Source organism: Frigoribacterium sp. PhB160 (assembly GCF_003751785.1).
GTDB lineage: Bacteria > Actinomycetota > Actinomycetes > Actinomycetales > Microbacteriaceae > Frigoribacterium.
Map to the genome: position 1 here is coordinate 376,706 of NZ_RKIE01000003.1, position 22,603 is coordinate 399,308.

The 22,603-nt window shown below is 66.9% G+C and carries 19 protein-coding genes and 1 riboswitch; of the genes, 10 read left to right on the forward strand and 9 right to left on the reverse strand.

The genetic code is table 11. From position 1 onward, the window contains the following. Positions 1-17: 17 nt before the first annotated feature. Positions 18-1,112: a CHAT domain-containing protein gene (locus EDF38_RS14820; protein ID WP_123356713.1), complete on the reverse strand. Its 1,095-nt coding sequence runs from the start codon at positions 1,110-1,112 to the stop codon at positions 18-20. A gap of 505 nt (positions 1,113-1,617) precedes the next feature. Between EDF38_RS14820 and EDF38_RS16400 the strand changes: the two genes are divergently transcribed. Then, entirely contained in the window at positions 1,618-1,746 is a 129-nt protein-coding gene (locus tag EDF38_RS16400) for a helix-turn-helix transcriptional regulator (protein ID WP_158613392.1), read from the forward strand. Between the two features lie 459 nt (positions 1,747-2,205). Here the strand turns inward: EDF38_RS16400 and EDF38_RS15750 are convergent, their stop codons facing one another. Further along, positions 2,206-2,724 (reverse strand): hypothetical protein, encoded by a 519-nt coding sequence (locus EDF38_RS15750; protein WP_148061512.1) that lies wholly within the window; start codon positions 2,722-2,724, stop codon positions 2,206-2,208. A gap of 255 nt (positions 2,725-2,979) precedes the next feature. After that, the gene (locus EDF38_RS14835) at positions 2,980-3,714 is read right to left on the reverse strand and encodes a DUF3800 domain-containing protein (RefSeq protein WP_158613393.1); all 735 of its coding nucleotides are present in this window, start codon (positions 3,712-3,714) and stop codon (positions 2,980-2,982) included. Positions 3,715-4,077: 363 nt separating this feature from the next. Next, positions 4,078-4,175, forward strand: a riboswitch (TPP riboswitch). Here EDF38_RS14835 and thiM point away from each other — a divergent pair. The 9 genes from thiM (at position 4,166) to yicI (ending at position 16,204) form a co-directional block, all read left to right on the forward strand. Next, complete coding sequence (gene thiM, locus EDF38_RS14840) at positions 4,166-5,023, forward strand: hydroxyethylthiazole kinase (protein WP_123357055.1); 858 nt, start codon at positions 4,166-4,168, stop codon at positions 5,021-5,023. Its footprint overlaps the riboswitch before it by 10 nt. Further along, the gene (gene thiE / locus EDF38_RS14845) at positions 5,020-5,700 is read left to right on the forward strand and encodes a thiamine phosphate synthase (RefSeq protein ID WP_123356721.1); all 681 of its coding nucleotides are present in this window, start codon (positions 5,020-5,022) and stop codon (positions 5,698-5,700) included. Before thiM ends, thiE begins: the two co-directional genes overlap by 4 nt. Next, the gene (locus EDF38_RS14850; RefSeq protein WP_233572482.1) at positions 5,697-7,256 is read left to right on the forward strand and encodes a bifunctional hydroxymethylpyrimidine kinase/phosphomethylpyrimidine kinase; all 1,560 of its coding nucleotides are present in this window, start codon (positions 5,697-5,699) and stop codon (positions 7,254-7,256) included. The genes thiE and EDF38_RS14850 overlap by 4 nt, the downstream gene beginning before the upstream one ends. A 124-nt stretch (positions 7,257-7,380) precedes the next feature. Next, entirely contained in the window at positions 7,381-8,394 is a 1,014-nt protein-coding gene (locus EDF38_RS14855) for a LacI family DNA-binding transcriptional regulator (RefSeq protein WP_148061513.1), read from the forward strand. Positions 8,395-8,597: 203 nt separating this feature from the next. Then, positions 8,598-9,881: an ABC transporter substrate-binding protein gene (locus EDF38_RS14860; protein WP_158613394.1), complete on the forward strand. Its 1,284-nt coding sequence runs from the start codon at positions 8,598-8,600 to the stop codon at positions 9,879-9,881. 56 nt (positions 9,882-9,937) lie between these two features. Further along, positions 9,938-10,966, forward strand: coding sequence for a carbohydrate ABC transporter permease (locus EDF38_RS14865; RefSeq protein ID WP_123356728.1), 1,029 nt, complete (start codon positions 9,938-9,940; stop codon positions 10,964-10,966). Between the two features lie 5 nt (positions 10,967-10,971). Then, positions 10,972-11,853: a carbohydrate ABC transporter permease gene (locus EDF38_RS14870; protein ID WP_123357059.1), complete on the forward strand. Its 882-nt coding sequence runs from the start codon at positions 10,972-10,974 to the stop codon at positions 11,851-11,853. Between the two features lie 74 nt (positions 11,854-11,927). Next, on the forward strand, positions 11,928-13,988 hold the full coding sequence (locus tag EDF38_RS14875) for a beta-galactosidase (RefSeq protein WP_233572484.1): 2,061 nt from the start codon (positions 11,928-11,930) through the stop codon (positions 13,986-13,988). Then, positions 13,985-16,204, forward strand: coding sequence for an alpha-xylosidase (yicI, locus tag EDF38_RS14880; protein WP_123356729.1), 2,220 nt, complete (start codon positions 13,985-13,987; stop codon positions 16,202-16,204). Before EDF38_RS14875 ends, yicI begins: the two co-directional genes overlap by 4 nt. A gap of 140 nt (positions 16,205-16,344) precedes the next feature. Here the strand turns inward: yicI and EDF38_RS14885 are convergent, their stop codons facing one another. The 6 genes from EDF38_RS14885 to EDF38_RS14910 all read right to left on the reverse strand — a co-directional run bounded on the left by EDF38_RS14885 (position 16,345) and on the right by EDF38_RS14910 (position 22,582). After that, positions 16,345-17,628, reverse strand: a complete 1,284-nt coding sequence (locus tag EDF38_RS14885; RefSeq protein WP_123356731.1) for a helix-turn-helix domain-containing protein — start codon at positions 17,626-17,628, stop codon at positions 16,345-16,347. Between the two features lie 162 nt (positions 17,629-17,790). Further along, a complete protein-coding gene (locus EDF38_RS14890) occupies positions 17,791-19,128 on the reverse strand; it encodes a HEPN domain-containing protein (protein WP_123356733.1) in 1,338 nt (445 codons plus the stop codon). Positions 19,129-19,624: 496 nt separating this feature from the next. Continuing rightward, positions 19,625-20,140 carry a GNAT family N-acetyltransferase gene (locus tag EDF38_RS14895; RefSeq protein WP_123357063.1) on the reverse strand — a complete coding sequence of 172 codons (516 nt, stop codon included), beginning with the start codon at positions 20,138-20,140 and terminating at the stop codon, positions 19,625-19,627. Continuing rightward, complete coding sequence (locus tag EDF38_RS14900; RefSeq protein WP_123356735.1) at positions 20,137-21,480, reverse strand: FAD-dependent oxidoreductase; 1,344 nt, start codon at positions 21,478-21,480, stop codon at positions 20,137-20,139. Before EDF38_RS14900 ends, EDF38_RS14895 begins: the two co-directional genes overlap by 4 nt. Positions 21,481-21,521: 41 nt before the next feature. Further along, complete coding sequence (locus EDF38_RS14905) at positions 21,522-22,148, reverse strand: arsenate reductase ArsC (protein WP_123356737.1); 627 nt, start codon at positions 22,146-22,148, stop codon at positions 21,522-21,524. Between the two features lie 23 nt (positions 22,149-22,171). Continuing rightward, the gene (locus EDF38_RS14910; RefSeq protein WP_055811500.1) at positions 22,172-22,582 is read right to left on the reverse strand and encodes an arsenate reductase ArsC; all 411 of its coding nucleotides are present in this window, start codon (positions 22,580-22,582) and stop codon (positions 22,172-22,174) included. Between the last annotated feature and the right edge of the window lie 21 nt (positions 22,583-22,603).

Below are 22,603 nucleotides of genomic sequence, written 5' to 3' on the forward strand. Positions count from 1 at the left end.
CATTGAGCGCCCACGCCTTAAGCGTCCGGGGGTAGCTCGGGCAGTACGAGGCGGGTCTCGTAAGGGTTGTAGCCCTCAGCGGCATGCAGCTGTGGAAGATCATGATCAGGCAGCCCCATCATCTCTAGAGCTGTCTTTGCGAGATCGTGCGAGGAGCCGATGGACTGTCCGTCCGCGATGGACGCGTAGAAGCGTGCCGCGTAGTTGATGGCGTCAGAATCCCCTATTGAGTCGGAATGACCAATAGCGAAGGCCGCGATGCTTTCTGTCAGACGGTAAGCCTGTGCAGCGGTCCTGCACGCATTGAGGACGACGAGAAGCGGAGTTTCGTCGACAGCTTGTAGAGCACGCCCCAGTAGCCGGCCGGACATCGTATGACCGTCATTGTGGGCGTCGACATCTTCTTCGAAGACAATGACGTCCTCGTTGCCGTGGCCGGAGAAGTGGACGACGTGAGGGGTGCCCTGCGTGAGACCGTTCAGAAGGTCTGCGCCCGTCGCAGCAGGCCTGACGTCGAGTCGAACCTGGTCGCGACCAGACGCGAACCGAACTGCATCCTGAATTTGCTTCTGCTCGCGTCCGACGCGCAGGTCATCTCGGCCTGACGAGGTGAGGATAAGGATGCGGAGGCGCTCTTTCTTCGGCTGTCGAAGGTCGGCTATTGCCCTCTCGTGCACGTCGAAGCGCATCGCCATCTCGTCGCGCAGACGGCCCGTCTCGGCTCTGACTGTCGTCACTTGCTGAGCTCGTTGCCTTTCTAGGGCAGTGTCGGTCTGCTGACGCTTTCGTTCCGACGCCCTTAGTTCCGAGGCTTCGGCGGCTGACATCTGCCTTTGAAGAGCTACTTCTTCGGCTAGGCACTTGCTCGCCTTGGTCTGCCAAGCGGCGGCGTCCTTGCCGGCGGTGTTGGCGTCCTGCTCGTACCTGTCTGCGTCCCGCGATCGGGACTTGCGCGTCGACTCGCTGCTTGTCTTGGATGCAGCAGTCCGAGCCTTTGTCGCATCCGCCCGCTTGGCGTTCTCTTTCGTTCGTGCCGCCGAGGCCTTCTTCTCCGCATCGGCCTTCTGCGCGCGCTTCCGTTCGAGTTGAGATCGAATCGTCGAGCTGCTCATGGTGCGAGGCTAAGGGAACGCCCCGACTCTTGGGCGCAGAAGAGTTCGAAAAGTCCCGCGGTGCGGTGACCTACGGTTCTTCTCCCGCCGTACGCGCATGGGGTGTTCATGCTTGAGGATCACCCACGAGGCGGAAGCGAGGCTCCCCGCCTCGGTCAAGCCACCAACAAATTGGCAACAGTGAGGCCTGGGGCTCCAGAACGTTTGCCGGGTTGCGGGCGCCGCCGCGGCAAGGGGAAGCCCGACACGCCCCGAGGGCGGCGGGGGCTGGCAGGGGAAATCGCTCTGACGTTCGGGGGAAACCCAGCTTTGGTCTAGGGTCCGAGGCCCCAGTCTGCAACGATCGAGGGGATCTGCAAACAGCCCGCCAAAGGGTTGTTTGCGGATTCAACAGAATCTGTTTGCGAGTCCCAAGCCAAGAAAAAACCCCCGAGAAATCGGGGGTTTTTTCGTGCGCAGCTCAGTCTTGAGCCGGTTAGCGGTTGGTAGCCGAAGTATCAGGTCAGTGGCAGAGGCTGCGGGCGTTACTCACACGACTCTGCTGAGTGTCTTGGCGGGCCAGGTCTGGCCAGACCTCGAAACGATCGCGAAGCTCGAGCGTGGCCTCGGAGTCGCCCTCTGGCCGCGCGACTAGCGATCGCCCCTGAGTGTCCCTTCGTGGTCACGACGGCTCCCCGTCTTCCGTTGACGCTAGGTTTGCTGGTAGCGACGAAAGATCCTCTGGAACGTCCACCATGGCCACTTCGCTGGCCCGCGGAATTCGCGCGAAGCGTCCCTGGTCGGGACTGGGCAGGTCGGCAAGCCAGGCGGCTCCCCGCTCCACGAGTCGGGTTCGAAGCGACGCTGCAGTGATGCCGTCTCCACGATCCGTGACCGGAGTTGCCTCGAGTTGAAACTCGCCGAGCCGCAGGCACGCGAGTACGTAGGCAACGTAGGTCTCCCTCGCATGGGTCACGAGCTCGTTCGGAGCGTTCTCGCTGCTTGTCTCGCGCAGCGCCTCCGCTGGTGACGCCCAGCTGACGGACGCTTCGTGCTCCCCAGTGGTAGCCGAGAGTCCAAAGAGGGGACCCTTCGCGTGGGCGCTCCAACTGACTTACATACTTGCGCCGTCATTCAGCAAATCGCTGAGATCCAGCACCCGCCCCTGGACCGTGATGATGCCGAAAGCTCTTCGGTGCCCGAGGCCCGCCGCGTCATTCGTGCTCATGGTCATTAGTATTACCACGCCCTGGGGCTTGATGCCAGGTTTGTACCCAATGAAGGCGGTGGCGGAGTGAACGAGAGCGAGCTTGTCGAGGGGCAGCATCAGATTGTTGGGTTGGCAGCGAGCCCGAAGGCGGTGGCTGTGTGGGGGGCAGACGACTCTCGGGTTGCTTCCGGCTGGCGACTGAGCGCTGTGGACCTCGGCATGAAAGACGGCAGGCCCTTCGGAGCCCTTGGCTTTGACGCGCTCGACAGCTCCCGCCACGTACGGGTCGCCGTCCGATGGGATCACGTGTACGACCAGTTGCAGTGTTTTGTCACAGACCGGGCGTTTATCGGCCCGCAGCGAGAAGCACTCGAGCGCGATGCCCGTCACCGTGTCGGAGCGCTGATGGCTGCTTATGCTCAAGTCGGACTGTCGATCGCTGCAGGAGTCGTCGCGGAGGGCGCCATCAAGGCTGCCGCAAATCTCATTCCAACTGGTCCGAATCGGCCCTCATGACTGCCGTGCCGCAGTGCGAGTATGAGCCGAGGAATGTTCAGAGTGCGTGATAAGTTGGACAGTACGAACGGTCAAGAGGCCACGGGGACAACGCCAGGTTTGCTGTCAAACCCTTCTGGACATCCAGTTGAGGCGCCCCGGGCTCCTTGGCCGTTCGTCGTGTCAGAGCCCCGGGGAGGGCCACCAGGGGTAGTCCTGAAGTGTTGCCTTTCGAGTCATGGCCTTAAAGCCGTAGCCGGTGCTCGCCCCCGCAGATGACCGGCGAATTTGCGGACGAACATGCAGCAAGTGGTGGGGCTCGTAGCCGCCAAAGCGGTCGACGTTCATAGCGGCGCTCAGCATGCCGGCATACTGATCTGCCGCCTGCATGCCGGAGTTCGTTGACATCGCCAAAAACTTCGGCGTGCCCTCAAGCAAGGACCAGCGTGCCCATCCCTCGCCTCGGTCCTTCTTGATCCGGAAGTAGTCCAACGTCTTGTCATGATCGAACCCCCGGACGTGACCAAACGAGACTCGTACGTCTCTCATGCCCCCTGGCCAGTACTGCGCCGTGAGGAGCAATCTTTCCATCATCAATCCAGCGGTGTAGTTGTAGAAGGTCGATTGATCGCCCCGCATCCCAGCAGTCTCGGGAATGGCCGCCTTCTCGAAAATGACGTAGTTGATCGTCACTCCTGGCACCTTCGCGAGTTCTCGCGTGACGAACTGGCGGCGGTCAAACGTCTTGACGTGCTCTTTCCAGTGCAATGGCTTGCCCTTACCGACCCCGAACCGCCCTTTCACCTCGATGACCGCTCGGGACAAGGCCGAATAGTGCTCTTCGGCAACAACGACCCCGGCCATGCTGAAGAAGCGCGAGGCTTTCGGGCCCGTCCCGCGATCTCCCGTTTCGTCCACGAATGCAAGCACCTTCTTGCGCTGAGTTGTGGGCGCCGTGCGCGGCACAAATCTGTGAGTCATAGGTCTCCCCCCGAGTCGGTCCGAGAACCGACCTCCGGGGCAGCTCTAAGCGGGGCAATTTTACTTGAAGTCCTGTCACTTCCTTACCCACCTGATCCCGTGTCGGTTGGCACGAAGGCAGCGCGGGCGAATCAGGACCTCGGGGTCATTGCGGGAGAGGGGTCGCGCTGGTGGCGCTGCGAAGGGCACCGCGGAGGGTGATGGGTGTTCTCGGTGACAGTGGTCCAGAAGTGGCCAGGGGCGGGTTGCCTCGCCGGGTGGAACGGCCTGGTTCCGTGCCGCGCCTGTTGGTACGGTGATGCGCGTGACACGGGGTGCCGCGCCCATGCGCGGCTGAGAACACACCCGTCGAACCTGATCTAGCTCGTACTAGCGAAGGGATGTCGTGATGCGAACGCGCGCGCCAGAAGACCGTCCACCCATCAGCCCAGAGGCTGAACACCACGTCGAGGCGAGTGCCCAACTACTCGATCTCCTCCGCGCTTCAACCCCGCTCGTGCAGTGCCTGACCAACTCGGTGGTCATCGGTTTCACGGCTAACGTGCTGCTGGCCGTCGGCGCCTCACCGGCCATGGTCGACCTGCCCGACGAGGCTGGCCCCTTCGCGCGGGTCGCGTCGGGGGTGCTCGTCAATCTGGGCACGCCCCAAGCGGCCCAGCGTGAGGCGATGAGGGAGGCGGTGGTCGCGGCCACCGAAGCCGGCACCCCCTGGGTGCTCGACCCGGTCGCCATCGGGAGCCTGCCCGTGCGCACCGCACTGGCTGAGATGCTGCTCGGCCACCGCCCCACCGTCATCCGCGGCAACGCCTCGGAGGTGCTGGCCCTGGCCGGGCTCGGCGCCGGCGGGCGTGGGACGGACTCGTCGGAGACCCCCGACGCGGCCCTCACGGCCGCCACCGGTCTGGCCGGGACAGCGGGTTCTGTGGTCGCCGTTTCCGGTCCCGTCGACGTCATCACGGACGGCAGCACTGTCATCCGCGTGCACACCGGCACCGAGCTGCTGACCCGGGTGACAGGGGGTGGCTGCGCCCTCGGGGCCGTCATGGCCGCCTTCGCCTCGCTGTCCGACGACCGGCTCGCCACGACGGTAGCCGCGACCTCGGTCTACACGGTGGCCGCCGAGCTGGCCGCGGCCGATACGTCCGGGCCTGGATCGTTCGCGGTCGCCCTGCTCGACCGGCTCTCGTCGCTCACTGCCGAACAGCTGCGCGACCGGTCGTCCCTGACGACGGAGTCGGCGTCATGAGCACAGTCGGCGCAGCCGGACCGGTCCAGGGCGTCCATTTCGTCACCGACCCTGAGCTGACGCTTCGTCACGGCCTGCTCGCCACCGTCGACGCAGCCGTCCGAGCGGGGGTCGCCGTCGTGCAACTGCGCGACAAGCACGCCTCGGCCCGAGACCTGCTCGTCACGCTCACCGCGGTCGCCGACGTGGTGCGCGGACGGTGCACCCTCCTGCTCGACGACCGCGTCGACGTCGCCCTCGCCGCCCGACAGGCCGGGGCCTCGGTCGACGGGGTCCACATCGGCCAGAACGACCTGCCCGCGCTCGCCGCGCGCAGGATGCTCGGCCCCGACGCCGTGATCGGGCTGACCGCGAACTCCTCAGCCCACCTCACCGCCCTGGCCCCGCTGCCCACCCGGACGGTCGACTACCTGGGCGTCGGGGTCATCCGCCCGACCACCACGAAGCGCGATCACCCCGAACCTCTCGGCGTGACGGGGTTCACGGCCATCGCTGCCGCGACCGACCTGCCGTGCATCGCGATCGGCGGCGTGGGTCTCGACGACATGGCCGGGCTGGCCGGCGCCGGCGGCGCAGGTGTCGCCGTCGTGTCGGCGATCTGCTCGGCGGACGATCCAGGACGTGCGGCTCGCGATCTCGTGACCGGCTGGGCCGAGGCGACGAAGGTGACCGCGTGACCAGGGCGGGCGGCGCGCGGGACGCGACCCGCGCCTCCTCGGGGTCCGGTGCCGGGAGCCCCGCGGTGCCGCGCGTGCTGAGCATCGCCGGCACGGACCCCACCGGCGGGGCCGGCATCCAGGCCGACCTCAAGTCCATCGCCGCCGGCGGCGGGTACGGCATGGCGGTCGTGACGGTCCTCGTCGCTCAGAACACGCGCGGGGTGCGGTCGGTTCACGCTCCGCCGGCCTCGTTCGTCCGCGAGCAGCTCGATGCGGTGAGCGACGACGTCGCCGTCGACGCGATCAAGATCGGCATGCTCGGCGACGCCTCGACAATCGACACCGTGTCGCGCTGGCTCGACGAGACCTGGCCGACAGGAAGTGCGGTTCGACCGCCGGTGGTGCTCGACCCGGTGATGATCGCTACGAGCGGCGACCGCCTGCTCGCCCCCGAAGCCGAGCACGCGCTGCACGATCTCGTCGGTCAGGTCGACCTGGTCACCCCGAACCTGCCCGAACTCGCCGTGCTGGCCGGGCAGCCCGTCGCGACCACCTGGGCGGACGCACTCGACCAAGGCCGACGAGTCTCGGCATCGACCGGCACCATCGTGCTCGTCAAGGGTGGACACCTGGACGGCGACCTGTCGCCCGACGCACTCGTCGATGCCGCGGGACGACTCGGCGGTCGTGACATGGTCGAGGTGCCGGGCCGTCGGGTCGCCACCTCGAACACGCACGGCACCGGGTGCTCCTTGTCGAGCGCCCTGGCGACCCACTTCGCACGTTCAGGAGACTGGGTGTCGGCTCTCGAGACATCGAAGCGGTGGCTGCTGGGCGCGCTCGACCGATCCGACGAACTCGCCGTCGGCCACGGGGCGGGCCCGATCAACCACTTCGCCGAGCTCTGGGACGCGGCAGGGGTGACCTCGGGCGCGACGACACCTGGTCCGGCCACCACGGAGGCCTGGTGGAACGGCATCCGAGACGTCCGTGTCGCCGTCGACGAGCTCGACTTCGTGCGCGACATGAGGGACGGCACGCTCGATCGGGCTGTATTCGAGCACTACCTCGAGCAGGACTCGATCTACCTCGAGCGCTACGCCCGCGCGCTGTCGCGGGCAAGTCAGCTCGCGCCGACCACCGACGAGCAGGCGTTCTGGGCGCAGAGCGCCGCCGCATGCCTCGACGTCGAGCTCGAGCTGCACCGCGAGCGGCTGGGCGGTGCGGTGAGCACGGCCACCCCGCCGCACCCGGCCACCGTCGCCTACACCGACCACCTGCTCGCCGTGGCCAGCGGTGCCTCCTACGGTGTGCTGGTCGCTGCGGTGCTGCCCTGCTTCTGGTTGTACAGCGACCTGGGCGAGCGGCTGCTCGCGGCCCGACACGCGACCCACCCTTACGGCGAATGGCTCGACACCTACGCCGACCCGGCTTTCGCCGAGTCGACGCGACGGGCCCGCGAGATCGCCGATCGTGCTGCGGTCGAGGCCGGCTCGACGGAGCGGCAGGCCATGTGGGACGCGTTCCGCACGTCGTCATGGCACGAGGTCGCGTTCTTCGACATGCGGCTGTGAACCGACTTCCGGGCCGCTCGTTGCCGGGCGACTGCACGGTGCTGATCGTCGATCGACGTTCCTGCGGACCGACGCGGACGCCGAACGCTACGTCTTCCACCCAGTCGTGGCTTAGTGTTTCGCCGTGACAGGCCCCGACTCGACCATGCGCCCGGCAACCGTCTACGACGTGGCCCGGGCCGCCGGCGTCTCGCACATGACCGTCTCGCGCTACCTGCGTGGGACCGTCAAAACGAGGCCCGAGACAGCGGCCCGGATCGACCAGGCCGTCGCAGACCTTGGGTACCGTGTCAACCGGACCGCGCGGGCGCTCGCCTCGCCCGTTCCCCGGAGGCTCGCCGCTCTCGTCTTCGACCTGCACGAGAGCGGACCGTCCCAGATCGTCCAGGGAGCCGCACAGCACGCCCGGGAAGCGGGCTGGTCGTTCGACCTCGTCCCGATCGTTGACGAGCGAGACGTGACGGTCACGCAGGCGCTCGCGTCGCTCGACCCCCATGGCCTGGCCGGCGTCCTGGTCATCGGTCCGACAGTCGCCATCCGTCGCGCGCTCGAGGGCGAGGACGTCAAGCTACCCGTGTTCTGGGTGGACGAGGACCTCGACCCCGTCGACGCCCCGCCCCTCAGCCTGAACGGACAAGGCGCGGCCCTGGCCGCGGCTCATCTCGTCGAGCTCGGCCACCGACGGGTGGTGCACGTGGGCGGCCCGGCGGGCTGGCGCGCGTCGGAGAACCGAGAGCGCGCCAACGAGGTGGTCCTTCGACGAGCGGGTCTGGACGCATCGGTCGTCGCCAGAGGCGACTGGACCGCTCGCTCGGGTTGGGCAGCGGCAGACGCTGTGCTCGACAGCGGCGCAACGGGCGTCACCGTCGCGAACGACCAGATGGCTCTCGGTCTGATGGCGGGCCTCGCCGCATCGGGCGCAAGGGTGCCCGACGACGTCAGCATCGTGGGGTTCGACGACATTCCCGATGCCGCGTACCTGATGCCCGCCTTGACGACGGTGAGGCTCGACTACGTCGATCAGGGGAAGCGACGGCTCCAGGGACTCCTTGACCAGATCACCGGGGGCGACGAAAAGTTCACCCCCCACGGCGGGACCATCGAGCTCGTCGTCCGGGACAGCACGCGCCGACTCTGATCCGCATGGCCTAAGCACGCCTCGTCATCTGGCCGATTTGTCGCACTGAGCAACATTTCACGCCGGGGCATTTACATCGCCGAGCCCGTCGCCTAGTGTTGCCGCACGGTTGGTGTTAGCGGTAACACGCTCCCGCCGCAGGCATGACTGGGCCCCCGACACCGACGTTCGTGGTGCCCGGAACATTACGAGGAGGTAATGCCGTGAACGTTCGACGCATCGGAGCCCTGGGAGTCGGTCTGACCGTCGCCGCCGGTCTTTTGACCGGTTGTTCCGCCGGATCAGGGGGCGATGACGGGCCCGTCACACTCACCTACTGGGGCTGGGCCCCCAACATGGACGAGGTGATCGGCGAATGGAACGCCGCCAATCCCGACATCCAAGTCAAGTACACCGAGGCCGCCGGAGCCAGCGACCTGCCGCCCAAGCTGCTCTCGGCCGAACGTGCCGGCAATGGCCCCGACATGGCGCAGGCCGAGTACCAGAAGATCCCCTCGCTCGTCGTATCCGGTGTCGTTCAGGACATCACCGAGCAGACTGAGTCGTTCCGCGACGAGTTCAGTGACGGCGCCTGGGCGCAGACGACTCTCGACGGTGCGACCTACGCGGTCCCGCAGGATGCCGGCCCGATGATGATGTTCTATCGGAAGGACCTGCTCGCCCAGTACGGCGTCGAGGTGCCCACCACCTGGGACGAGTACCAGCGGGCTGCGGAGACGATCCACGCCGCAGATCCCAGCGTCTACCTCGGCACCCTGCCTCAGGACGGTGCCACTTTCACCGGTTACGTGCAGCAGGCCGGCGGCCAGTGGTGGACCTCGAAGGGCTCGACCTGGACGGTAGATGCCGACGGTGCCGAGTCGACCGAGGTCGGCGACTACTGGACGGGGCTGGCTGACAGCGACGTGCTATACGAACAGCCCTACCTCACCCCCGAGTGGAACAAGCTGCTGACCGACGGCAAGATGCTGTCCTGGAACGCCGGCGTCTGGGCTCCCGGCGTCATCGAGAACGTCGCCGCGGACACCGCCGGCAACTGGGCCGCCGCTCCGCTGCCCAGTTTCTCGGCCGATCAGGGCACCGGCTCGATGGGCGGCTCGGCCGTCCTCGTCACCAAGTCCTCCGAGCACGCCGCCGAGGCGACGAAGTTCCTCGAATGGCTGAACGGCAGCGAAGAGGGCTCCGGCCTGCTGGCTTCGGTCTCGAACCTCTACCCGGCCTCGACCGCCGGGCAGGAGCAGCTGGCATCGGCCCCGGTGCCGGCCCTGCTCGGTGACCAGAGCGACTTCTACTCGATGGCCGCTGAGGCGTCGGCCACGGCCGCGCCCGCGATCTGGGGCCCCAACGTCCAGACCTCGTTCGATGCGTTCTCCGACGCCCTGGCCGCGCAGCTCCGTGACGGCGGCAGCTACGCCGACGCGTTGACCTCGGTGCAGAAGACCACGGTCGACGACCTCGAGAAGAACGGCTTCGACGTCTCGAAGTGACCCCGAGGCAGGGTGCCGCCCCGCGGCGCCCTGCCTCCACGACCGAAGGGACGCCCATGTCCAGCACCACCTCGGCTCGCGCGACAGGCGCAGCCTCATCACCCTCCGACGGACCAGGAGGCGCGACACGTGTCACCCACGCCGGTTCGGCCCCGAAGCTTCCCGCCCGTCGCCAGGGCGCTAGGCACCTGACCCCGGTCGCGGCCCCCTGGCTCTTCCTCGCACCCGCCATCGCGCTGTTCGTCACGTTCCTGCTCATCCCGATCGGCTACGCCGCGTACCTCAGCGTCACGAGCCTGAAGGTGACCGGGGGCGGCGCATTCGGCACCCGGGAGTCGGTCTTCGTCGGTCTCGAGAACTACTCGTCGGCGCTCACTGATCCCGAGCTCGGAGCAGCCCTAGGCCGTCTGGCCGTATTCGGCCTCATCTCAGTGCCATTCACGCTGCTCACTGCCCTCGCCTTCGCGCTCCTGCTCGATGTGCCTGGCGTCCGGGCGAGTCGTTTCTCACGAACCGTGATCTTCTTGCCGTACGCGGTGCCCGGCGTGATCGCCACGCTCTTGTGGGGGTTCCTCTACCTGCCGAGTACCAGCCCCGTCAGCTTCGTCACCCGTGCCCTCGGGCTCGGCGACGTGCAGTTCCTCACCGGCGACAACCTGTTCGGCTCGCTCGCGAACATCTCGATCTGGGGCGGCGTCGGCTTCAACATGATCGTCATGTACACCGCCCTGCGGTCGATCCCCGCCGACATCTACGAGGCCGCGGCCATCGACGGAGCGACCCAGTGGCAGATCGCCTGGCGCATCAAGATCCCCCTGATGACCCCCGCCCTCGTGCTCACGACGCTGTTCTCCCTGATCGGCGCGTTACAGGCCTACGGCGAACCGCAGACCCTCAAGAGCCTGACCAGCGGCATCTCGACGACGTTCTTCCCCTTGATGAAGGTCTACCAGGACGCGTTCGGCAACGACGACGTCTCAAGTGCCGCCGCCACCAGCGTCGTGCTCGCTGTCGGCACCCTCGTCATCTCGCTCGTGCTCCTCCGACTGTTGCAGCGTCGCGCCTTCGGCGACGAAGAAAGGTGACCGCGATGACCTCGGTCCGACTCCCCACCGCGACCCGGCGCCCCGGCGCCCCCCGCCGCAAGCCGATGGCCACCGGCCCGACGATCATCCTCCTGATCGGGGCCTTGTACTGCCTGGTGCCGATCGTCTGGGTGGTGACTGCCGCCTCCAAGTCGAGAGAAGAGCTCTTCAGCACCTTCTCGTACCTGCCGGGCACGGGCTTCGCGGACAATCTGACCAACCTGTCGTCCTACGGCGGCGGCGTCTTCTGGCAGTGGGCCCTGAACAGCCTGCTCTACTCGGGCGGCGGGGCAATGGCCTCGACCCTCGTCTCGGCCGCCGCCGGCTACGCCTTGGCCATGTACCGGTTCAAAGGGCGCGAGATCGTCTTCATGACGATCCTCGCCGGCGTCATGCTGCCCCAGATCACCCTGGCCATCCCGCAGTACCTCTTGATCTCGAAGATCGGCCTGGCCAACTCGTACTGGGCCGTTCTGCTGCCGGTGCTGATCAACCCGTTCGGCATCTACCTGGCCCGGATCTACGCCCAGTCGTCGGTCCCGCTCGAGACCGTCGAGGCCGCCCGCATCGACGGCGCGAGCGAATTCCGCATCTTCCGCCAGGTGGCACTGCCCATCCTGGTGCCCGGTCTCGTGACTGTCTTCATGCTGCAGTTCATCGGCATCTGGAACAACTTCCTGCTGCCGTTCATCATGCTCAGCGACGAGACGAAGTTCCCGCTCACCACAGGGCTCTACCTGCTGCTCAATCAGGGCACCGGCCAACCCGCCCTCTACACGCTCGCGATCATGGGCGCCCTGCTGTCGATCATCCCGCTCGTCGCGATGATGCTCTTCCTGCAGCGCTACTGGAAGCTCGACCTGATCTCAGGCTCGCTCAAGGGCTGATACCCGACGACCTGCCGGCACCGAGCCGCCTGCCCCACCGACCATCGCACCGCTGAACCACCAGAAGGACCACCGTGATCACCCAATCCCTCGCCGGCGACCGCCGCGACACCCCCGTCAGCATCCGCCCCGACCGCCGCATGATCTTCGGAGGTGACTACAACCCCGAGCAATGGCCCGAGAGCGTGTGGCCCGACGACGTCCGGTTGATGACGGAGGCGGGGGTCACGACGGTCACACTCGGCGTGTTCTCGTGGGCGGCGATCGAACCTGCCGACGGGGTGTTCGAGTTCGGCTGGCTCGACCGCATCATGAGCCTGATGCACGAGGCCGGCATCGGCGTGACGCTCGCGACGCCCACCGCCGCGCCGCCCATGTGGCTGATCGAGCAGCACCCCGAGATCATGACGGTCGACGAGTCGGGCATGCCGACCGGACGGGGTGGACGCCTCGGCTGGTCGCCGTCGAGCGTGGTGTTCCGCGAGCACGCGCTGCGCATGGTGCGGGCGCTGGCCGAGCACGTCGCCGACCACCCGGCTCTGGTCCTCTGGCACGTCAGCAACGAGATCTCGAACGAGAACGGGCACACCTTCGACGACGAGACCGCGGTGGCCTTCCGGCGCTGGCTCGAGGCACGGCACAGCACGATCGAGCGCCTGAACGACGCCTGGGGCACGGCGTTCTGGGGGCACACCTACCCCGACTTCGAGCACGTTCGGCCACCGCGGTCGGCCCGTACGCACCACAACCCGGCGCTGCTGCTCGACTTCGAACGCTTCACGTCGGAGGCGTTGCTCGGCCACTACCTCGCCGAGCGCGAAGTGCTTCGCGAGGTCACACCCGACGTGCCCGTCACCACGAACTTCATGGTGATGCGAAGCGGTGGGGTCGCCGACTACGAGCGGTGGGCCCGCGAGGTCGACGTCGTCTCGAACGACCATTACACGATGGGCGCCGACCCCCGCCGTCACGAAGAGCTCTCCTTCAGCGCCGCTCGCACCCGAGGCATGGCTGGCGGTGGTCCGTGGCTCTTGATGGAGCACTCGACCAGCAGCGTGAACTGGCAGAAGCTGAACCTGGCCAAGGGGCCCGACGAGATGCTGCGCAACAGCCTCGCCCACGTCGCCCACGGTGCCGACGGGGTGTCGTTCTTCCAATGGCGGCAGTCGCGCTCGGGCGCCGAGCAGTGGCACTCGGGCATGGTCCCGCATGCTGGCCCCGAGTCGCAGGTGTTCCGCGACGTCTGCCGACTCGGCGCCGTGCTCGGTCGGCTCGACCGGGTGGTTGGCAGCTCGGTCGCCCAGGGTGACGTGGCAATCGTCTGGGACCAGCAGTCGGTCTGGGCTCTCTCGACCAGCCGCACCCCGCACGACGACCTGCCCTTCCACGACCTCCCGATCGCCGTACACGCCGCCGCGAGCAGGGCGCACCTCGGTGTCGACGTTGTTCCGGTCGACGACGACTGGTCGAACTACCCGGTGGTCGTGCTGCCGAACCTGTGGCTCGCCGCCCAGGGCATGACCGAGCGCGTCGACGCCTACGTTCGCGCCGGTGGCCACCTGGTCGTGACCTGCCGCTCGGGCATCGTGGACTCCGATGACCAGGTGCTGCTCGGGGGCTACCCGGGGGCGTACCGCGAGACCCTCGGCGTGCGCGTCGATGAGTTCTTCCCTGTCCCGGGCGACACGCTCGTGACCGCGACGGTCGGCGACGGGGCGACGTGGGGCGCACGGCACTGGACCGAGCGAGTCGAGGCGACCCGCGCCTCCGTCCTCTCGCGGTGGGTGGACGGCCCGCGGGCCGGAGAACCCGCCGTCACCCTGAACGAGGTCGGCGACGGCGAGGCCGTGTACGTGTCGACGATGCCGGATGCCGCAGGTTGGGACGCCCTGCTGGCGGCTCTCGCCGGGCGGTGGGGGCTGAAGCCGACTGTCACCGCGCCTCCTGCGCTCGAGGCGGTGACGCGGCGCGCACAGGACGGCACCGACGTCGTCTTCCTGCTCAACCACGGGGACGAGGAGGCGCGGATCGGCCTGGCCGGGCACGACCACGTCACCGACGCACCGTTCGGGGGCGTCGTGCCCGCGGGTGGAGTCGCCGTCGTCGCGACGACCGCCGAGGAGGCCCGCGCATGAGGTTTACCGACGGTTTCTGGCAGATGCGGCCGGGCGTCGAGGCGCTCTACGCCCAGGAAGCCCTCGACGTGTGGGAGCACGACGGCGGCCTGGTCGCCTACGCGCCGACCAAGAGGATCGAGTCCCGCGGCGACACCCTGAACCGCCCGATGCTCACCGTGTCGCTGACCTCGCCCGCCGAGGGCGTCATCCGGGTGCGCATCGAGCACCATCAGGGCACTCGCGGCCGCGGCGGTTTTGACCTGCCGGGTGACGTCGGCTCGCGCATCGGGGTGGCGGACGTGGCCGACGGGGTCGGCACGCTGACGTCGGGCCCGCTGACGGCCACCGTCCGTGAGGGGGCGCCCTGGTCGCTCGACTTCACGTCGCACGGGGAACGCCTGACCGGGTCGGGTCATCGATCGGTCGGATACGTGACGGACGCCGACGGTCGCTCGTTCGTGCACGAACAACTCGACCTCGGCGTGGGCGAGACGATCTATGGTCTCGGCGAACGCTTCGGCCCCTTGGTCAAGAACGGCCAGTCCGTCGACATCTGGAACGCTGACGGAGGCACGTCGAGCGAGCAGGCCTACAAGAACGTGCCGTTCCACCTGTCTAGCAAGGGCTACGGCGTGCTCGTCGACGACCCCGGGGCGGTCTCGTACGAGATCGGGTCCGAGGTCGTAGAGCGCGTGCAGTTCTCCGTCGAGGGCGAGTCGCTCGAGTACCTCGTGATCGCCGGGCCGACCAAGAAGGACGTCCTCGAGCGGTACACGGCGCTGGCCGGACGACCCGCCCTAGTCCCGGCCTGGAGCTACGGGCTGTGGCTGACCACGAGTTTCACGACCTCGTACGATGAGGCGACGGTGACGTCATTCATCGACGGCTTCGCCGAGCGCGACCTGCCGCTGTCGGCGTTCCACTTCGACTGCTTCTGGATGCGCGAGTTCAACTGGACCGACTTCGTCTGGGACCCGCGGGCGTTCCCTGACCCCGACGGGATGCTGGCCCGCTTGCACGAGCGTGGTCTGCACGTCTGCGTCTGGATCAACCCGTACATCGCGCAGCGGTCGGTCTTGTTCGCGGAGGCGGCGGCGGCCGGGTACCTGGTGAAGAAGGCGAACGGCGACGTATGGCAGTGGGACATGTGGCAGGCCGGCATGGCGCTGGTCGACTTCACGAACCCGGAGGCGGTGGCCTGGTACCAGGGCTACCTGCGGCAGCTCACGGCGCAGGGCGTCGACTCGTTCAAGACCGACTTCGGCGAGCGCATCCCGACCGACGTCGTCTGGCACGACGGCAGCCACCCCGAGGCGATGCACAACCTCTACGCGCAGCTCTACAACCGGGCGGTGCACGAGGTGCTGGTCGACGAGCGCGGCGAGCGCGACGCCGTCGTCTTCGCCCGCTCGGCGACCGTCGGCGGCCAGACGATGCCCGTGCACTGGGGCGGCGACAACTCGTCGAGCCACGTGTCGATGGCCGAGACGCTGCGCGGCGGCCTGTCGCTGTCGATGGGCGGCTTCGGCTTCTGGGCGCACGACATGGGCGGCTTCGAGGGGCTGCCCGACGCCGGCGTCTTTAAGCGCTGGCTCGCCTTCGGCCTGCTCTCGTCGCACTCGCGGCTGCACGGCTCGAGCTCGTACCGGGTGCCGTGGCTGTTCGACGACGAGGCCGTCGACGTCACGCGGTCGTTCACCAAGCTCAAGCTCTCACTCATGCCCTACCTCTTCCAGGCCGGTGTCGAGGCGCACGAGAAGGGGGTGCCCGTCATGAGGCCGATGACTCTCGAGTTCGATCGGGACCGGGCCGTCTCTCACATCGACACGCAGTACATGCTGGGCTCCGACCTCCTGGTCGCGCCCGTCTTCTCGGCCGACGGCACGGTCGACGTCTACCTGCCGCACGGCCGCTGGACGAACTGGTTCACCGGCGAGGTCGTCGGGGGCGGTTCGTGGCGCACCGAACGGCACGGCTTCGACACCCTGCCGCTGTACGTTCGCGAGGGTGCCGTCATCCCGGTCGGAGCCCGCGAGGATCGACCTGACTACGACTATCTCGACGGGCTGACGCTGCACGTCTTCCCTGGATTTAGCGGGAGGAGACAAGTCGCCATCACGGATATCGAAACGGGATGCCAGACGATCATCCAAGTAGGTGAACGCGAAGGAATGCTCGAGGCTGCGGTTCTCGACACCGGACGCGTCGTGTCAGTTGTCAGGGAAGGCGTTTAGCGCAGTGTGGTAGTCAGCCATAGGTGTGTCGACTTCAAGTTGCTGTCTCGCAAGCATTTGGGGTCGACTCGGCTTCCCTCGAGAGACCCGCTCGGGCGCTTTAAGGGGCCCTGCCTAAAGGCATGCGGGTCTCGGTGCATTTAGAAAGCTTTTCCATCGAAGGCCGCATCCTGTGCGGATGCAACGATCTGTTCGGTGACGCCGGGCCACCCGAATCGTTCGAGTAGGTGCACGCTCGGCGCGACGGCTAGCTCACGCGCGCTAAAGGCAGCTGCGGGTCCCTCGGGGAGGACGACGGTTCTTTGCCAGTCGTTTGTGCTGAGGCGGTAGTCGCCGTGAAAGGGGGTGCGGCGACGGTCGCCTGTAGTTAGATGCCACCCCTTCGCGCCGAGGAGGCGCAGATGCACAGACAAGGGGCCGGAGTAGCCAATCGCTTCTCGGTATCGAAGGGCGAAGCTCAACGCTTCCGTGAACTGAGCGACGGGAAGCCAAACCGGGAAGAAGCGATTCTCGTCCTCGATATCGCCAAGACTGTTCCAGTCGTCCTCGAGATCGTGCGGCAGGCGATGCCACGATGCATACTGTCCACTTTCGAAAGCCGCCCACACCTCAGTGTGAATGAAACGGTTCTGCTCACTGACCCACCGGTCGCCGTGCTCGGGGTTCTGAACGAACGGGAAGGGCCAACCACGAACGCTGACCGTAGCGGACCGCACCGCTGGGAGGAGATCCGAGAACCCGACGCGCTCAGATTCGAAATCTGCCGGACGGATTGTGTACTCGAACCGAGCTGATGGCACGATGTCCTCAATCGCTGCCTGCGCGATGAATGCAGTGCGCTCGTCGTTGTACTGCTCGTCGTCGCTGGGCCGATCTGGGAGCGGCAATCCCGCGCCGCGGGCGGTCCTCAGGAACCGACCCAGCTGCTTCTGAGTTGCGAGGTCGAGTACCTCGCGGAGCTCATTGTGTGTATGTGTAGCTGTGCTCTCTGGCTTCCGGAACGACCGTGTATAGAGATGACCGAGTCGGATCACACCCTTTGGCGCATCCCTGGCGGCCAGGATTGGGATGTCGTCGAACTCAGCAATCTCGAGAACAACGACGTCTCGTCCACTCGGAAGCTGACGCCTACTCCGTGACAGACGAACCGGCGGATCCGCGTACCGATTAATTTTGTCGACGACAGTGTCGAAGTCCATCCACTCCGCAACGAGATTCGCGTCCAGACCGCAACGCTCCGGGTCGTTCTCATCAACCCCGATGATGACGTATCCGCCGTCGCGTTGATTTGCCATAGCGATCGCAGCGCGGGCGACTTTGACCACGAAGTCAAGGTCGGAAGAAGAACCGGGGCCCTTGAACTCCACGTTGCGCACCTCGTGGCCCGCCGCGATGAAGGCAGCAATCTCTAAGTTGGAGAGCACGCCGCCACCCTAGAGGTCGCTAGTCACGGTGGCAACACCTTTGGCCCGGCTGCAACCCGGCCGTGATCACGAGGAAGAAGGGGACCGTGAGGGATAGCTTTAACGCTGAACGTGCGAAGCTAGCTGCTCTAAAACTGGGCATTCGCGTCTCACCTGCGTGGATCAGTACGGTCTTTGCAGTCTGGTTGCTGTGCGACGTTGCGCCTCTGCGTTGAGCCCGAGGAGAGCCATGAGATACGCAGCGACCGTCGCGTCGGTCGCTTGCTCGAGTTCGAGAAGGCGGTCACCGAGGCCGACGGCTTCGTGGGCCAGTCCGTTGCGGGTCTTTGTTATATCGCTCAGCCACTGGTCGCTGTCAGACATGATCGCACCGACAGTGCTCGCATCCACCTGTTCGAGGATGCTGCGCATCCTCTGCCGGAAGGAGGGGCTGGTTGGGTTGTTGCGCAGCTTCCGACGAACCCAAATGCGTTCCTCGTCACTAGTCATCGCGTCGAGAGCGCGCCTCAGCCGGCTCTCAAAGACCGTCGCGTCGATGTCGCGTTCGGGTGGCGTAATGTCCAGCGATCGGTGTGTTGCTTCGGCGGCAATGGCGGTCAGCAACGCTCGGGACTCGGTGTAGCCGGGACGGTCGTAGTAGTTGCCAAAGTAAGCGGACGTCCCTCCGCGCGCGGTTCGTTGCAAGGGAACCCATTTCGAGACGAGTTCTTCAAAGGGCCTGTCGTCGCAAGTGAACCGCCAATCGGAGGGCGCGGGTGCGAGAGGGATCGCTTGGTGGATGTGCCGGACATAGGTTGGGATGTCGTTGCTCGCCTGCGGCCGCGAGTCAGCAGACGCTGGCGCCCGAGCAGGAATGACGGACATGGAGACAACACCGCATGCGGTGCCGGCGGCCAGGGTGAGCAAGTCCATGAACGCTTTTACGTGTTCGTCGAGAGTTTCGATGGTGCAGGGTGACGGGGCGTCGATGCGCAGGCGGGTGCTGGTCAGTCCGACCACCGATGCGTCGCCTCGTTGTAGGTCGAAGTCGAACCCACCGTGTCTCTTGACAGCGGTGTACGTCCAGTCCTGGACGACGACGCTCCGATCCGGAACGGCAGCAAACGCTGCCGACCCTCGTCGGATTTCAGCAGATTGGCGAATGCTCTCGGTGCCGAGCCAGGTGACTAAGTTCTCGAGCTGTACCCAAGCTCCCTGCCATACGGCGGGTTCATCCGGGTCGATGTGAGTCCCTATGAACGCCCGATTGGCGCCGATTAAGTGGACGTCAGGTCCATTGCTGAAGCCGAAGCCGTAGGTGGTGGACTTACGAGTCCACGCCTCCTGAAGCGTGATGTCTTGATTGTTCGCGCGTCCGTGGATCAGGGGCATGGGGCGCTCATCGGCGGAGACCGCCCACCCGCCTGTCTCAAGTGGTGTGCGAATGCTGAGGTCGAAGCCGCCAACTAGATCAAGAGTGATGTCGCCTTGGTCCGAGATGGTGAGGTTACCGGGCTGCATTCTCCCTGTCGGCCGGGAGCCACCACCTACCTCGAAGGATCTGCATGTCCCAATCGTGACGTATCCGACGAGGGGCGGAATTACCGCTGGTTCGTCATGGTGACCGGTTCGACTCCGTCGCTCCACCTCGGAACGGACCTTTGACAAGAGCAACACATGCGAGGGGGATAATTTGCCCCCTCACGAGGGAACATCAGAGTTGAGGAGCTCAAACAGCTGCGACAAATAGGGGCAGGCGGAGATGTGCAAACAGCCCGCCAAAGAAAACCCCTGCTGAGGCAGGGGTTTTCTCATTCCCTCATCGGCTCGTGGTGCGCTTGTGGTGCATCCTGCAAGAAGGACCGCTTGACCGACGCGTCGCGCGGTGGCAGCTGGGTGTCTCGCCTCGGCTTGAGATGCTCTCGGTTCTGAGCTCAGACGCTCTTGTCTCGTGCCGGTCGAGTGGGGTCCTGAGTGCTTAGTCGAGTGAGTGGCACCACGTTGGCCGGCTAGAGACCTAGTAGGGGTCGACGCGGCGACGTCGCTCGATGAGAACGGTGTCACGCCATACCCCGGCATACGGGCCCGTGTCGGAACGCGCGATCCGTTCCCGCGTCCCGACCCGGCGGAACCCCGCCCGGGCGTGGAGGGCCAAACTCGCCCCGTTCTCGGGGAAGATCGACGACTGAACGGTCCAGATGCCCGTGGCATCGGCTGAGGCGAGGAACGAACTCAGCAGTTCACGCCCGATGCCTCGGCCCTGGGCCGAGGCGGCGATGTAGACGGAGTGTTCGACGACGCCGGCATAGGCCGGCCTGGTCGACGTCGCGGACGCCGCCACCCAGCCGAGGACCGAGCCCGTGGTGTCGTCGACGGCGACGAATCGGTGCGCGGCGAGCTTGCCGGCATCGAACGCCTCCCAGGTCGGGGTGTGGGTTTCGAAGGTGGCGTTACCGGTGTTGATGCCTTCTTGGTAGATCTGCTCGACGTCGGGCCAGTCGTCCGGGGTCATGGCCCGGACGGTGACGCTCATGAGCAGCACCCACCTGCTGCCGGCCCGTCGTCGGCGCACCCCGAGGCGTCCGGGAGGTTCGTCGAGCAGACACCCGTGTCGGGGAGTTCGAGCTGCACGATCCGGGCCGCTTCATGGTTGCCGGCGAGTTCGTCCGCGATGGAGCGGACCTGCTCGTAGCCGGTGAGGAGCAGGAACGTCGGGGCACGGCCGTAGGACTTCATGCCGGCGATGTAGAAGTTCGGCTCCGGGTGCCCGAGCTCCGCGACCCCGTGCGGGTAGACCGTGCCGCAGGAGTGCAGGTTCGGGTCGATCAGCGGGGCGAGCTGCCGGGGCGCTTCGACGATCTCGTCCAGGGACACCCGGACCTCACGGAGCATGTCGAGGTCGGGGCGGAAGCCGGTCGCGTTCACCACCACGTCCGCAGCGACCGTCAGGGGCTCGCCGCGCCGACGGCCGACGAGTTGCACGCCGTCGTCGGTCTTGATCACGTCGTCGACCTCGAACCGGTCGACGAGGTCGATCGCGCCCGCGCGGACGAGGTCGCGGACGGCGCTGCCGAGGTCCCCGCGGCCTTCGAGCTGGTCGGCTGCGGACCCGTAGACCAGGGCGGGGTTGCTGCTGCGGATCGCCCACGTGATCGTCGTCCCGGGCGCTTCCTTGGCGAGGGTGGCGAGCTTGATGAGGGTGTTCGCGGCCGAGTGGCCGGCGCCGACGACGACCGTGTGCCGGCCGGCGAACCGTTCCCGGTCCTGGCCGAGGACGTCGGGCAGGGCGTGGCTGATACTGCCCGCGACGGCGTCGCCGTGGGAGAGGCCGACCCCGGAGGAGGTGAGGGTGTTGGGGGTCGTGTAGGTGCCGGAGGTGTCGATGACGGCGCGGGCGAGTTCGTCGCGCACCTCGCCGTCGTGGTCGAGGCGCAGAAGGAACGGCGTCTCGGCCCGCCCGGTGGAGCGGGTGCGGTCCATGCCCTGCCGGGACACTGCCGTGACCCGGTGCCCGTACCGGATGCGGCCCGACAGCTCAGGGGTCGCGGCGAGGGGTTCGAGGTAGTCGCGAACGAAGTCGGCACCGTAGGGGAGCTTCTTCGCTGCCGGGGCCTCCCAGTCGGTGGTGTCGAGGAGGCGCGCTGCGGCCGGGTCGACGAGGTGCTCCCACGGGGTGAACAGGCGCGTGTGCCCCCACGCACGGACCGCCGTCGCGGCACTCGGGCCAGCTTCGTAGATCACGACGTCGACGCCGCGTTCGAGGAGCTGCGCGGCAGCCGCGAGGCCCACAGGGCCGGCGCCGATGACGGCGACGGGGAGCCCGGCAAGGGCCGGGGCGGCGGTGCGGGGCGGGACAGAGAGGGTGAGACTCATGCGGGGAGGCCCTTCGATTCGATGCCGAGTTCGGTCAGGAGCTATTCGACGAGCTTCCGGACGTCGTCGCGGATGAGGCGCACCTTCTCGAGGGGGAACCCGGCGGGGTCGGTGAGGTGCCAGTCGCGGTAGGTCTTGCTGGGGTAGATCGGGCACGCGTCGCCGCAGCCCATCGTGATGACGACGTCCGCTGCCTGCACGACGTCGTCGGTCAGCGGCTTCGGGAACGCCTCGTCAAGGTCCAGGCCCAGCTCCCGCATCGCTTCCGCGACGACGGGGTGGAGATCTCGGGCGGGCAGGGACTCGGCTGAGCGGACGTGGACGGCACCGCCGGGGAGGACGTTGGTGAACACGGCCGCCATCTGGGAGCGGCCGGCGTTCTGCTCGCAGACGAACAGCACCTCCGGCACCGTCCGCTCGATCGCCCCGGTGGCCTGCCCGAGGGCGGTCAGCCGGTCGACGGCGAACCGGGTCGCGTTGGTGGTCAGGTGCGCACGGACCTGCGCTGTGCGAAGGAGCGCCGTGTAGGACTCGAGCACGTACCGCTCGATCGTCTCGGGCCCGAAGATGCCCTTGAACCGAGTGGCGAGGTCGCCCGCGGCACGCTTGAGTGCGTCCTCGGAGAAGGCAAGGCCCGGCAGGCCGCGCCTCGTGGTCAGGTCCGTCATCGTCGTCTCCTCGCAGCTCAGGGTCAGGCGGTCGCGGGTGCGATCTCGGCCAGCAGGGCCTGGATGCGGCCCTTGATGTCGTCGCGGATGGGGCGGACGTCCTCGATGCCGCGGCCGGCGGGGTCGGTCAGCTCCCAGTCCTCGTAGCGCTTGCCGGGGAAGATCGGGCACGCGTCGCCGCAGCCCATGGTGATCACGACGTCGCTGTCCCGGACGGCCTCCGTGGTGAGGACCTTGGGCTGGTTCCCGGCGATGTCGATGCCCTCTTCGGCCATGGCCTGGATCGCGATCGGGTTGATCTGGTCTTTCGGTTCGCTGCCGGCGGAGAGGACGTCGACGCGGTCGCCAGCGAGGGCCTGCATGTAGCCGGCGGCCATCTGGGAACGGCCGGCGTTGTGGACGCAGACGAACAGGACGGTGGGCTTGGTGCTCATGACGGGTTCCTTCGGGTAAGG

Coding starts and splice junctions, on each gene's coding strand:
- yicI (WP_123356729.1), top strand. CDS start 13,985: ATGAGGTTTACCGACGGTTTCTGGCAGATGCGGCCGGGCGTCGAGGCG.
- EDF38_RS14820 (WP_123356713.1), bottom strand. CDS start 1,112: ATGAGCAGCTCGACGATTCGATCTCAACTCGAACGGAAGCGCGCGCAG.
- EDF38_RS14890 (WP_123356733.1), bottom strand. CDS start 19,128: ATGCAGCCCGGTAACCTCACCATCTCGGACCAAGGCGACATCACTCTT.
- EDF38_RS14905 (WP_123356737.1), bottom strand. CDS start 22,148: ATGACGGACCTGACCACGAGGCGCGGCCTGCCGGGCCTTGCCTTCTCC.
- EDF38_RS14900 (WP_123356735.1), bottom strand. CDS start 21,480: ATGAGTCTCACCCTCTCTGTCCCGCCCCGCACCGCCGCCCCGGCCCTT.
- EDF38_RS14870 (WP_123357059.1), top strand. CDS start 10,972: ATGACCTCGGTCCGACTCCCCACCGCGACCCGGCGCCCCGGCGCCCCC.
- EDF38_RS14865 (WP_123356728.1), top strand. CDS start 9,938: ATGTCCAGCACCACCTCGGCTCGCGCGACAGGCGCAGCCTCATCACCC.
- EDF38_RS14910 (WP_055811500.1), bottom strand. CDS start 22,582: ATGAGCACCAAGCCCACCGTCCTGTTCGTCTGCGTCCACAACGCCGGC.
- EDF38_RS14895 (WP_123357063.1), bottom strand. CDS start 20,140: ATGAGCGTCACCGTCCGGGCCATGACCCCGGACGACTGGCCCGACGTC.
- thiM (WP_123357055.1), top strand. CDS start 4,166: ATGCGAACGCGCGCGCCAGAAGACCGTCCACCCATCAGCCCAGAGGCT.
- thiE (WP_123356721.1), top strand. CDS start 5,020: ATGAGCACAGTCGGCGCAGCCGGACCGGTCCAGGGCGTCCATTTCGTC.